We start from the raw sequence: 12,745 nt of genomic DNA, 5'->3' as shown, positions 1-12,745 counted from the left end.
ACCGGGATGGACTGGCCGCTGGTGTATCTGTTGTTTTACCAAGAGCATAGCAGAGTAGCCAAGCCGGGAAGGGATAAACGCTGAAGGCATCTAAGCGTGAAGCCCCCCTCAAGATGAGATATCCCATGACGTCAAGTCAGTAAGACCCCTTGAAGACGACGAGGTAGATAGGGCAGAGGTGGAAGTGCAGTAATGCATGGAGCTGACTGTTACTAATAGGTCGAGGGCATAACCAAAGCGGGAATAGGCACTCGATAGAGTGAAAGATGGATAGATTTTCTGTGTGCAGTTTTGAAGGTATACTGGTAATTGAAAGATGGAATGAGAGTGACACCTGAAGGATTGATGAGATCTTTCAGGTGTTTTTTGTCTCTGTTTTAAATCATTTCAAGCATAAGAAAACCAAGCTGAAGTTTAAGCGCTGTATCGGGATCATCGGGAGAGATCCCTGTCAGATCAGCAATCTTATCCAGCCGGTATTTCAGCGAATTGCGGTGGAGATGAAGCCGGGCCGCAGCCTTGTTTAAATTGTTGCGCTCGTGCAGATAAACTTTCAGACTTTCAGTGTAGTCAGTCTGGTTTTCCGTATCAAATTTCCGGAGCACCATAAGTTCGGCCGGGACAGCATTCTCCGGGAAAAGTCTGTCTGCAGCTTCGGAGAGCATAGACGGAATATAATAGTCCTGATAATTAAATATATGTTTTTCAGGATTAAGACGACAGCCTGTCTTAAGAGCATACTCTGCCTGCTGAATATAAATGGCACGCGTTTCTATCTGTTCAAATATCTGACTGCAGCCCATCTGCAGATTGTATTCTGTCAGAAATTCGTTCAGCCTGCAGCGGAAGTTTTCAGGATTTTCCGCATGATTCCCATGAAGAAAGAGATACAAAAGATCTTCCTGATGAAGATAAATAATATCCGGAAAGATGGTTCTTGCCCGTCCGCGCACATGTTCAAGCACAGGCCGGTTTCCTCCCTGACTGCGGAGAACCGAGATCAGAAAAGGAGGCCGGATATCGATAAAAGGCCGGTAATCCTCCAGCCGAGGCGCCTTCGGATAATTTTGAATATCGAAGAGCTGAGTTGCAAACACTTCACGTACGGGATTTTGAGTCTGATATTCCCGTATGCAGTCTGTCTTAAGAAGAATAGCGCACAGCCGGCACAAAGCGGTATTGAGTTTCAATGAGAATTCTTTCAGTTTGAGATCCTTAAAAAGCAGGCTGATAAAGCCGGATAACTGGCCGTTTACATAGATCGGGCCGCTTGTCTGCGGATATTCACGGCAGACTCCCCAGTCCACGAAAATCGCTCCATCTGACTGAGAGATTGCATCCAGATAGCCTACTTTCAGATAATCGTTCACGATTGTCTCTTCGTCCGGTCTTCCGGAATCTGCGAGTATTTCCCAGTAGGGATCAGAAAAAGGACGGTTTCCTGCACATGATATCAGCCGATAGCCCGCATCCACAATGATGATATCAAGATGAAAAAAATCGTAGCACATCTCTGTGAACTCTTGTATGCTGATGCCTGCTGCAATTCCGGAAACTGCTTTTTCGTAAAAATCTTCAAATAGTAAATCTGTACTGTCCAAATTAAACACCTGCCTGCCGCCGTAAGGCTTTTTGCTGTCATTTCGCTGATAATACTATTGTACATCGGGAGAATGCCTGTTGTCAAAAATGTAGAAAAGAAATTTGAATTTTGTGATTTTTAACGTTGAAGATGACTATTATTAACGTTAATATATTATCAAATATTATAAAAATTCACATGGAGGTTCAGCAATGGAAAACTTGAAACTCAACAAATTCAAGATCGAGCACCTGTTTACCTACTCAATTGATGTGGACGCAAACATGTATATCCAGAAACTCCCGACAAAGGATACACGTGTGACAGGCGTAATCACAGGAGGCACCGTGTGGGGAGACAAGATTCACGGAAAGATTGTTCCTCTGGGAGCGGACTGGTCGATTGTGCATCCGAACGGAATTGTGGATGTAGACTGCCGGGCCATGATTGAAACGCATGACGGAGCTCATATCAATATGTTTTACACAGGGCGTATTGATCTTGGTTCCGAGCAGGCGGCAGAGGATTACTCTAACGGAAAATTCCCGCCGGTTATGGGAACGCAGCCGAAGCCTGTTCTGGATACAGATGATCCGCGTTACATCTGGGTAAACAATATTTCATGTTTTGGAATAGGGCGTGTTGACTTTACATCCGATCCGATTGTAATTCAGTATGATGTATATCAGTATTATGCAACACCGTTTGACGAGGATTAATCCCATATAACATTCGACGGAAACCGGGTTCGAGATTACATAGCCGGGATACAGGGCGGTGCGCTTCATGTCAGCGTGAAGCGCATGAATTTTGTCCCGGATAAAAGAACATGACAGTGAGGAGAGAAAATGGGATACGAAAAATTATTTACACCGTTTAAAATCGGCAAAATGGAAGTAAAAAACCGTCTTGTCATGTCGCCGATGGGGACAAACTCCGCATTTGTAAGCGGCAGAAAAGACGAACAGGAAATTGACTATTTTACAGAGCGCGCAAAGGGCGGAGTGGGTATGATCATTATGGGGTGCCAGCCGCTCAACGAGGTTATCGCGCAGGGATCTATGGAAGGATATCTTGATTCTTACACTGTGCTTCCTGCATTGACATCTGTGTGCGACTGCGTACATAAATATGGGGCGAAAATTGTCTGTCAGATCACATGCGGTACAGGAAGAAACGCTTTTCCGGATACATTCGGCAATCCGCCCATGTCTGCATCCGCGATTCCATCCGTGTTTGACCCGAACGTACTCTGCCATGAGATGACAAAAGAAGAGATCAAAGGAGTGATGGACGGGTTCGCGTTTGCGGCAGGACTGGCAAAAGACGCGGGTTATGACGCTGTGGAAGTTCACGCGCATGCGGGATATCTGGTAGACCAGTTTATGTCTCCGGTATGGAACAAGAGGACGGATGAGTACGGCGGAAGTGATGAAAACCGTGCGAGATTTCCGAGAGAGATTGTCCGTGCGATCCGCGGGGCAGTGGGGCCGGATATGCCGATTCTGTTCCGCATTTCTTTGGATCACCGCTTTGAGGGAGGCAGGACGCTTAAGGAGAGTCTGCCGATTCTGAAGTTCCTGGAAGAGGAAGGAGTGGACGCGTTCGATGTGGACGCAGGCTGCTATGAGACTCTGGACTATATTTTCCCACCGTCTTACCTGGGAGAGTCCTGTATGTCGTACGTGACAGAGGCGGCAAGAAAGACGGTAAGCGTTCCGATCTTAAACGGAGGAACACATAACCCGGATTCGGCGCTTCAACTGATTGAATCAGGCAATGCGGATTTTGTGCTCATGGGAAGAGCCCTCATCGCGGACCCCCAGCTTCCGAACAAGCTGATGAAAGGGCACAGAGAAGATGTAAGACCCTGTCTGCGGTGCAACGAGAACTGTATCGGACGTATCTGGAACCGTCATACAAAGCTGGGATGTTCTGTGAATCCGCAGGCGATGGAAGAACGCAGATTTAAAATTGAGAAAACCGATGATCCGAAAAATGTCGTCGTAATCGGAGGCGGCCCGGGAGGCATGGAAGCGGCGAGAGTCGCGGCGATCGAAGGACATAAGGTGACACTGTTTGAGAAGAGCGGAAAACTCGGCGGTGTGATGGGAGATATCTGTACAGCTGATTTTAAGAAAAATATCGCTTCCCTGACAAAATGGTACGCCGTACAGCTTGATAAACTCGGGGTTGACGTAAGACTTAACACCGAAATTACAGCGGATGACCCCATTCTGGACAAGTGTGACAACATTATCATCGGATGCGGCGCGAAACCGCTTATTCCGCCGATACCGGGGATAGACGGGGAAAATGTTGTGACAATGCTGGACTGCCACAGAAACGCGTCGCTCATTAAAGGAGAGAACATCGTCGTCTGCGGAGGCGGATCGTCTGGATGTGACGGGGCGCTTGAAATGGCGAAAGAGATGGGCAAAAAAGTGACCATTGTGGAGATGCTTGACGAGTGTGCGAAAGACGCCATGTTCATCAACAAAATTTCCCTGTTTAACCAGTTGAACGAGTACGGGGTGACGATGCTCACGGGCACAAAGGTGTTAAGCATTGAGCCAGACGGACTTACCGTGGAGAAGAAGGACGGCACGCAGGAAAAGATTACGGCGGATACCGTTGTAAATGCGTTCGGAATGCGCCCGGATCTGACTACGGTAAACGCGGTGAAGGAGAAATACCATATCAAGACCCGCGTTGTCGGGGATAGTGTAAAGCTGGGAAAAATCGGCGACGCTATCCGCGACGGCTTCGGCGCTGCGGCGAGCCTGTAAGACAATATAAAACAATTTAAAAAGTAAAAAGGATTGTTACTCTCTGAGGCATTACCTTTTCTGTTTCGTATGGGAAAGAATGCACTCAGAGAGTTTTTTGTTTCGCGGGGACTTGTGTTCCTGCGAAACAAACGGTATGTGCGGATATGCCGGAATATATATTTGCCGGCTGCCGCAGAGAACTGTCATGAAAGGAGAGAGAAAACATGTTTGGATTTCTGAAAAAAGAAAGCAGGGGAATCACCGCGCCTGTGACAGGCATCTGCAGGAATATTACAGAGGTGAACGACAAGGCGTTCTCGTCAAAAGCGATGGGGGACGGGTTCGCGGTAGAGCCGGAGAGCGATACGGTTGTGTCTCCGGCGGACGGAGAGATCGCCATGCTGTTCCCGACCGGCCATGCTTTCGGCATAACGGCGAAAAGCGGCGCAGAGATTCTTGTACATATCGGGATCGATACGGTCAGCTTAAACGGCGAGGGGTTCCACGCCCTGGCAAAACAGGGGGATAAAGTAAAGGCGGGTGACCCGGTCATTCGCGTGGACAGGGAGAAACTTCTGGAAAAAGGAGTGGATCTTACTACAATGGTTATCTTTACAGGCGGTTATGACAGGCCGGTGGAGACAGACTGCTATGGCAAAAGGGTGGAAGCAGGGAAGACAGTGCTCCGGGGCTGACCGGGAGCAGGAGAGGATTTATCTGTGAAAGTCATTAAAAAAATCAATAACAATGTGGCAGTCGGACTGGATGGAAACGAGAGGGAAGTGATCATTTTCGGGAAAGGGGTGGGCTTTCCCCATATGCCTTATGAGCTGACAGATCTGTCCAGGATCACAAAGACGTTCTATGACATTGACCGGCGGTATTACGCGGTGCTTCAGGATATACCGGAAGACGTCTTCCTGCTCGTTTCCCGGCTGGTGGAGACGGCGAAGACACGGATCAGCGGAAACCTGAACCCGAACCTGACCTTTGTGCTTGCCGACCATGTAAATTTCGCGGCAGACAGGAAGAAAAAAGGCATTGATGTGGGGCTGCCCTACTCCTATGAACTGGAATACCAGTACCCGGAGCTGACGCGCATCGCACGGTGGTTTGTAAAAAACATAAATGAGCGGATGCATGTGTCGCTGGATAAAAGCGAAGTGACAAGTATTACCTTCCATTTTCTGAATGCCATGGAGGGAGAGAAGGCTGAAAAGAAGTCTGCAAAAGGCGACCGGACCGGCAGGGTGATCTCTGTGGTTACGAAGATTGTGGAGGATTATTTCCAGGTCAGTGTGGATCGGAACAGCTTCCACTATTTCCGGTTCAAGAACCATATTAAGTTTTTCGTCCAGAGAAAGGAGAAAGGCGCGGATTTTTCGCAGGAAAACGAAGAGCTGTACGAGAATCTCCGGACAGCTTACCCGGAGGTGGCAGAGTGTGTGGCCCGGATCGACGGTTATCTGGAAGAAGAATTCGGGGAGCGGTGCCCGAAAGAGGAACTGCTTTATCTGATGATCCATGTAAAACAGCTGTACAGCAAAGAGAGCAGCAGCTGAAAATCAGACGGATACCGCCTGCGGGGCTGCGTGTCCTGTCTGAGATATATCAATAAAATCGTAACAGTTTGGCTCTGTGGCTGAACTATTACATAAAATCTGAATGAAAGAGGAGGAAAAGAAACATGGCAAAAGAAGAAAGATATGCCGAGCTTGCCGACAAAGTGCTGGAACTTGCAGGCGGAAAGGACAACATTGAGTTTTTCACGCATTGTGTGACAAGGCTCCGCTTCGTGCTGAAGGATGAAAGCCTTGCTAAGACGGAGGAGATCGAGAAGATCAAAGGCGTGCTCGGGTGCCAGTGGCAGAGCGGGCAGCTGCAGATTATCATCGGCCAGGCCGTGGGAGACGCGTACCGGCTGATCTGTGACAAGGCAGGGATGAAAATGGAGCAGCCTGTGGACGCCGATGAGGGGGAACGGCCAAAGGAAAAGAAAAAACTGACGGTAAAGGGTGTTGTGAGCTCTGTGCTTGACGCTATATCCGGGTGCCTGACGCCTGCCATCCCGCTGCTCATCGGCTGCGGTATGATTAAGGTCATCCTGATGATTCTCGAGGGAGCAGGGCTTCTCACGGCAGAGAGTACGACATACATACTGCTTTCGGCGGTAGGCGACGCGGGATTCTACTTCCTGCCGATTATCGTGGGTGCTAATGCGGCAAAGAAATTCGGCGCAAATATCGGGCTTGGAATGGTCATGGGCGCCATGCTGATCTATCCTACGTTTGTAGAAGGCGTGGCCGCGGGAACGGCATTTACCCTGTTCGGCCTGCCGGTGTACGGGGCTACTTACACAAGCACGATTTTCCCGGTTATCCTCTGTGTGTGGGTGATGGCTCCTATTGAGAAGTTTTTCGCGAAACATTCACCGGACTCCCTGCGCTCTATTATCGAGCCGCTGTGCACACTGATCGTCATGATTCCGCTGGCATTCTGTATCCTGGCGCCTGCGGGAGCGTTCCTCGGAAATTATGTATCTGAGTTTATGATCTGGCTGTATGACATGATCGGATTTGTCGGTGTGGCTCTGCTCGCCGCCCTGATGCCGTTTATCATTATGACCGGAATGCATTCCGCGTTTGTTCCGTACCTGCTGCAGATGTTCAGCACAGTGGGCGCTGAGGCGATCTTCTACCCGGCCCTTGTCATATCCAACATCGACCAGGGGGCGGCCGCTCTTGCGGTAGCGCTTAAGACAAAGGACAAAGACCTGCGTGCGACAAGCCTTTCCTGCGCGATCACCGCGATGGCGGCAGGCGTTACTGAGCCGGCAATGTACGGTGTCAACCTAAAATATAAGACTCCCATGTGGGGCGCCATGATCGGAAGCGCTGTGGGCGGCGTCGTGGCAGGACTCATGCACGTGAGCATCTACGCGTTCGCGGGCGTCAGCTCCTTTGTGGCTCTTCCGCTTTTTATGGGAGAGACGGCGTCCAACCTGATCTGGATGTGTATCTCCGTTGCCATCGGTATTGCTGTGACTTTTGTGATGACACTTGTTCTGTATAAAGATAAGAAAGAGGCGTAAGATGGGTTTCAGAGACGATTTTCTGTGGGGCGGCGCAACAGCCGCCAACCAGTTTGAAGGCGGATATGACGAGGGCGGAAAAGGACTAAGCTGCGCGGACATGCTGACGAACGGCACAGGTTCATCCCCCAGGCAGATTACAAGGACACTGGAAAAGGGGATGTATTACCCGAACCATGTGGCAAGCGATTTCTACCACCATTATAAGGAAGATATTGCCCTTATGGCGGAGATGGGATTCCAGGTGTTCCGCATGAGCATTGCCTGGACGCGCATCTATCCGACGGGGATGGAGACAGAGCCGAACGAGGAAGGACTCAAATTTTACGACGATGTGTTTGACGAACTGAAGGCACATGGGATCGAGCCTCTTGTGACGATCTCCCACTATGAGCTGCCGTTTTACCTGACGGAGCATTATAACGGGTGGTCGAGCAGGGAGCTGATCGATCTGTATGTGAAATTCTGCGGTACGATTTTCCGCCGCTATAAGGATAAGGTGAAATACTGGCTGACATTCAATGAGATCAACTGCGGGACGCTGGCGCTTGGGAATTATATGTCACTTGGCATTTTAAACGAAGGAACGCGGTCATTCCTGGAGCAGAAGGATATTCCGCAGCTCCGCTACCAGGGCATGCACCATCAGTTTGTGGCCAGCGCCATGGCGGTGAAGCTGGGGCATGAGATCAATCCGGACTTCCGGATCGGCTGTATGATCGCTCTCATGCCGACTTATCCGCTGACATGCCACCCGGAGGATATGCTGAAATTTCAGAAGCAGTGGCAGGACATCAACTATTACTGCGGTGATGTGATGGTGAGAGGGGAGTATCCCCATTACGCGAAAAGGCTCTGGGCGGAACAGGGCGTATCGCTTGAGATCACAGACGAGGACCGGAAGATTCTAAAGGAAGGGACCGTGGATTTCTATTCTCTGTCCTACTACCAGACAAACTGTGTGTCGCACAGCGACGACCAGTCCATGACAGGCGGGAACCTTCTGGCAGGTGTGAAGAATCCGTACCTGAAGGCAAGCGACTGGGGCTGGCAGATCGATCCGGACGGACTGCGCTACACGCTCAACGACCTGTACGGAAGATACCGGATACCGCTCATGATTGTGGAAAACGGCCTTGGAGCGTATGACAGAGTGGAGGAAGACGGAAGCATCCACGATGACTACCGGATCGCCTATCTTAAGGCGCACATCCGCGCCATGAAAGAGGCGGTGGACGACGGCGTGGATCTTATGGGATACACGCCGTGGGGCTGCATTGACATTGTCAGCGCGTCCACCGGAGAGATGAAGAAACGGTACGGGTTTATCTATGTGGATTCGGATGACTTCGGAAACGGAAGCTTTAAGAGGTCAAAGAAGGATTCCTTCCGTTGGTACCGGAAGGTGATCCGGTCAAACGGGGAAGAGCTGGATTAAAGAAAAGGATTCTCCGGAGTATTTTGCTGTTCGGATTGTTAAAAATGTACAGACTTTTCTTTTTGTATTATACTTATATTAAAAAGCAGCGACAGTGTACAGGAAAGGAGAGTCTCACATGGCAGTAAAAGGTGCGGTTATGGTTCCGCATCCCCCGCTGATCGTGCCGGATATCGGACGCGGGGAGGAGCGGAGGATTCAGGCTACGGTGGACGCATACCGCCGGGCAGCAGAAAAAATTGCAGAGTGGGAGCCGGAGACGGTTGTTGTTCTGTCTCCCCACAGCGTAATGTACGCGGATTATTTCCATATCTCGCCGGGCAGCGGCGCAAAGGGGAACTTCGCGCGGTTCCGCGCGTCGCAGGTTGCGTTCGATGTGAAGTATGATACAGAGTTCGTCCGCTTTCTGTCTCAGGAGGCAGAAGCCCGGGACATCCCGGCGGGAATAATGGGAGAGAGGGACAAAAGTCTGGATCACGGAACCATGGTGCCGCTGTATTTTCTGGATCAGTATGATACAGATTATGAACTTGTGCGCATCGGTCTTTCCGGCCTTCCGCTTACGAAGCATTACGAACTGGGAGCGTGCATTAAGAAGACGGCAGAGATGCTCGGGAGGGATACTGTAATCATTGCAAGCGGCGACCTGTCGCATAAGCTCAAAGAGGACGGCCCGTACGGCTTTCAGAAAGAAGGCCCCGAGTACGATGAGCGGATCATGAATGTCATGGGACGGGCGGCGTTTGGCGAGCTGTTTGACTTTTCAGAAGAATTCTGCGATAAGGCGGCGGAGTGCGGGCACCGGTCGTTTACGATTATGGCGGGAGCTCTGGACGGGCTGGCGGTAAAGGCAGAGCGGCTCTCCCACGAGGGGACTTTCGGCGTGGGATACGGCGTGTGTATTTTTAAGGTCACGGGCAGGGACCCGGAACGGTTCTTCCTGGAGTCGTACCGCAGGGAACAGAAGAAAAAGGCGGAGAAGAGAAAGGCGGAGGAAGACCCTTATGTCGGCCTTGCGCGGGCATCCGTTGAGGGATACATCCGGACCGGGCGGAAAATCCATGTGCCGAAAGGACTTCCGGCGGAAATGTACTCCCGCCGCGCTGGTGTGTTCGTTTCCCTGAAAGAAGACGGAAGGCTGCGCGGGTGCATCGGGACCATCGCCCCTGTGCGCGGCAGCATCGCGGAGGAGATCATAGAGAACGCGGTGAGCGCGGCGGTGAGGGATCCCAGGTTCCATGCGGTGGAGGAGGATGAGCTGGAGAGGCTCGTGTACAGCGTGGATGTGCTCGGGGAGACGGAAGAAATCAAATCGCCCGATGAGCTGGATGTGAAGCGCTACGGCGTTATTGTGAGCAGGGGCAGAAAAAGAGGGCTTCTTCTTCCGAATCTTGAGGGTGTAGACACGGTGGGGGAACAGATTGAGATCGCCAAGAGAAAAGCGGGGATCCCTGACGACGGCGGGGAGATCTCGCTTGAGCGGTTCGAGGTGGTGAGACATTTTTGAGTGTACAGAGAAATAAAAATACAGTCAGGTGCCCGGTCTGTTTTCATCACTGTCTTTTAGCCGAAGGACAGTACGGTACCTGCCGCGCCAGAAAGAATGAGAACGGGAAGATCGTCTGTGACAGTTACGGTAAAGTGACGGCGCTGATGCTCGATCCCATCGGGAAAACCCGCATATTGACGCCATGAATATTGACCTGAAAGGGTTTACGGAGGAATACTACCGGAAGCTTTGCGGGGACCTTGAGACGGTGAAACGGTTCATTGTCCGTGCCGCAGATGAGTGTCATGTGGAGCTGACGACACTGATTGTGCCCGGGGAGAACGACCGTGAGGAAGAGATGGAGCGGGAAGCGCGGTGGATCGCATCTGTGGATCCGGATATCGTACTCCATGTGACAAGGTTCTTCCCGAGGTACCATATGACGGACCGGGATGCCACGGATGCAGAGACTGTGTACCGGCTCCGGGATACGGCGGCGCGGTACCTGCGCAATGTATATACGGGGAACTGCTGATTCCCCGTATACGTGCTTCCTTCTGTGCGGCGTCCATTCTTCAAGTAGTGATTTCACTGATATCACTGATTTTCATGTCTCAGTTCTAAGTACGCCGGAAATCTTTCGGACACGCTCCGAACTCTTTTTTAAACGCTTTGTGAAAGTTAGAATAGTCATTGAAACCGCACTGCATACATGCCTCAGTGACAGGAACGCCGTCACGGATCATATTGCGGGCCATGGTGAGACGTTTCTTGATGATAAACTGAAAGATCGTAAGCCCCGTGTATTTCTTAAACTGGTGCGACAGGCGGGATTTGCTGAAATAGCAGATCTCCGAGAGCCGGTCGAGGGTCAGATCCTCTGATATATTTTCATTGATATATGCAACAACCTTGTTGATCTCTTCGTTTTCTGTAATATCTTCCGCGATGATATCCGGCGTAGAAAAATACGCGCGGTTAAGATAGACCATAAATTCACACAGATAGACAGATTCCAGTACCGCACTGCCGAATTCCCCGCTGTCGCGGGCTTCCAGTATCCGGTCAAGAATTCCCTTCAGGTGAGCAATCGATTTTCCGTCCGGCCGGATGAGCTTGTTTTTTTTCCGGCTTGCGTCTTTAAAACAGTCTGTAAGATTTACCCCAAAATCCTCAAATTCCATAAGATATTCCGGTGTGATCCAGATCACATATCTCTCGTAAGGTTTTCCGGGGCGTATTTCCGGGCGATGAATATCCTGGTTGTCGGTAAGCAGAATATCTCCCGGACGGAGCAGATAGGTTCGCCCTTCGATATTGTAGGAGACATTTCCGGACAAAAAGAAAAAGACCTCGTAAAATTCATGTTCGTGGAAATCCACTTCAGGAGGAACGAGATCGCAGTAGTGATAACATTCAAAATCCGGGCGAATCATTGTCTGCCGGAGGGAAAAAATATCTTTGTGCAAATCGTACAAATTACGGAATTTTCTGTAAAGGTGCTTCCTACATTCCGTCCGGAGAAGGCGCTCAATGTCACAGATCCGGGATTCGCGGCGTATATGGAGAAACTGGGAAATGCTGCAGGGGTGAAGATCGCTTCGCTTGCCGATGTACAGAGTGCTCTGGCTCAGCGTATGGATTACTTTGCAGAGCGCGGATGCAGACTGTCTGATCACTCTTTCGGATCACCGGACTTCACGGTGTGGGAGGAAAAGGCGGCAGAGGACGCGGTGAAGAAAGGCCTTGCGGGAGAGATGCCGTCCGAACACGAAGCGGCAGCATATCAGTCGCTGATGATGTACTGGCTCGGCGCGCGCTATGCGGAAAAAGGATTTACGATGCAGATGCATATCGGAGCGATCCGGAATCTGAACACGCTCCGCTACCGCGCACTCGGCGCGGATATCGGATGCGACAGTATCGGCGATGTGATCTCTGCGGCGTCCCTTGCGGCGCTTCTTGACAGACTGGCTGTAAAGGACAGACTTCCGAAGACGATCCTGTATACGCTGAACGCATCGGACAATGACAAGATCGCCGCTGCGGCAGGATGCTTCCAGGACGAGAGCACAGCAGGAAAAGTACAGTTCGGCTCCGCATGGTGGTTTAATGATCACTATGACGGCATGACTGCGCAGATCAAGTCGCTTGCCAACATCGGGGTGCTCAGCCGTTTTGTCGGAATGCTGACAGACAGCCGCTCTTTCCTGTCCTATCCGCGTCATGAGTATTTCCGCCGGATTCTCTGCGAGATCGTCGGAGAGTGGATCGACAAGGGAATGGCGCCTGCGGACTACGACGGAATCGGAAAAATCATCGAGAATATCTGTTTCAACAATGTGTGGAACTATATCGGTCTCGACAAGTAACA

General features: G+C 50.8%; 12 protein-coding genes and 1 rRNA gene. 11 read left to right on the top strand and 2 right to left on the bottom strand.

Annotated features, from left to right (window positions below; all coding sequences use genetic code 11):
• Positions 1–236 (top strand): 23S ribosomal RNA (locus LKD70_RS08965); the annotation flags it as partial.
• Positions 237–377: 141 nt separating this feature from the next.
• On the opposite strand, the gene LKD70_RS08960 is transcribed toward LKD70_RS08965, so the two are convergent.
• The gene (locus LKD70_RS08960; protein WP_227707684.1) at positions 378–1,601 is read right to left on the bottom strand and encodes a PucR family transcriptional regulator; all 1,224 of its coding nucleotides are present in this window, start codon (positions 1,599–1,601) and stop codon (positions 378–380) included.
• 193 nt (positions 1,602–1,794) lie between these two features.
• Between LKD70_RS08960 and LKD70_RS08955 the strand changes: the two genes are divergently transcribed.
• From LKD70_RS08955 to LKD70_RS18755, 9 genes are all read left to right on the top strand, one after another.
• Positions 1,795–2,301, top strand: coding sequence for a DUF3237 domain-containing protein (locus LKD70_RS08955; RefSeq protein ID WP_227707683.1), 507 nt, complete (start codon positions 1,795–1,797; stop codon positions 2,299–2,301).
• Positions 2,302–2,430: 129 nt separating this feature from the next.
• Positions 2,431–4,371, top strand: a complete 1,941-nt coding sequence (locus LKD70_RS08950; protein WP_227707682.1) for an oxidoreductase — start codon at positions 2,431–2,433, stop codon at positions 4,369–4,371.
• 206 nt (positions 4,372–4,577) lie between these two features.
• Complete coding sequence (locus tag LKD70_RS18530) at positions 4,578–5,048, top strand: PTS sugar transporter subunit IIA (protein ID WP_265104785.1); 471 nt, start codon at positions 4,578–4,580, stop codon at positions 5,046–5,048.
• Between the two features lie 24 nt (positions 5,049–5,072).
• Positions 5,073–5,915, top strand: coding sequence for a PRD domain-containing protein (locus LKD70_RS18620; protein ID WP_227707681.1), 843 nt, complete (start codon positions 5,073–5,075; stop codon positions 5,913–5,915).
• A 125-nt stretch (positions 5,916–6,040) separates the two neighbouring features.
• Positions 6,041–7,444, top strand: a complete 1,404-nt coding sequence (locus LKD70_RS08935; RefSeq protein ID WP_227707680.1) for a PTS transporter subunit EIIC — start codon at positions 6,041–6,043, stop codon at positions 7,442–7,444.
• Between the two features lies 1 nt (position 7,445).
• Positions 7,446–8,882, top strand: a complete 1,437-nt coding sequence (locus LKD70_RS08930) for a glycoside hydrolase family 1 protein (protein WP_227707679.1) — start codon at positions 7,446–7,448, stop codon at positions 8,880–8,882.
• Positions 8,883–9,000: 118 nt separating this feature from the next.
• Positions 9,001–10,389, top strand: a complete 1,389-nt coding sequence (gene amrA / locus LKD70_RS08925) for an AmmeMemoRadiSam system protein A (RefSeq protein WP_227707678.1) — start codon at positions 9,001–9,003, stop codon at positions 10,387–10,389.
• On the top strand, positions 10,386–10,577 hold the full coding sequence (locus LKD70_RS18760) for a hypothetical protein (protein WP_407690937.1): 192 nt from the start codon (positions 10,386–10,388) through the stop codon (positions 10,575–10,577). The genes amrA and LKD70_RS18760 overlap by 4 nt, the downstream gene beginning before the upstream one ends.
• A complete protein-coding gene (locus tag LKD70_RS18755; protein WP_407690936.1) occupies positions 10,574–10,906 on the top strand; it encodes a hypothetical protein in 333 nt (110 codons plus the stop codon). The genes LKD70_RS18760 and LKD70_RS18755 overlap by 4 nt, the downstream gene beginning before the upstream one ends.
• A gap of 85 nt (positions 10,907–10,991) precedes the next feature.
• On the opposite strand, the gene LKD70_RS08915 is transcribed toward LKD70_RS18755, so the two are convergent.
• Complete coding sequence (locus LKD70_RS08915) at positions 10,992–11,807, bottom strand: AraC family transcriptional regulator (protein ID WP_227707677.1); 816 nt, start codon at positions 11,805–11,807, stop codon at positions 10,992–10,994.
• A 27-nt stretch (positions 11,808–11,834) separates the two neighbouring features.
• Between LKD70_RS08915 and LKD70_RS08910 the strand changes: the two genes are divergently transcribed.
• Positions 11,835–12,743, top strand: a complete 909-nt coding sequence (locus LKD70_RS08910) for a glucuronate isomerase (RefSeq protein ID WP_227707676.1) — start codon at positions 11,835–11,837, stop codon at positions 12,741–12,743.
• Positions 12,744–12,745: the final 2 nt, after the last annotated feature.

Source organism: Ruminococcus turbiniformis, assembly GCF_020687545.1.
GTDB lineage: Bacteria > Bacillota > Clostridia > Lachnospirales > Lachnospiraceae > Mediterraneibacter > Mediterraneibacter turbiniformis.
Note: the sequence above shows the minus strand (reverse complement) of the source record. Positions and strands in the feature narration are given on the sequence as shown.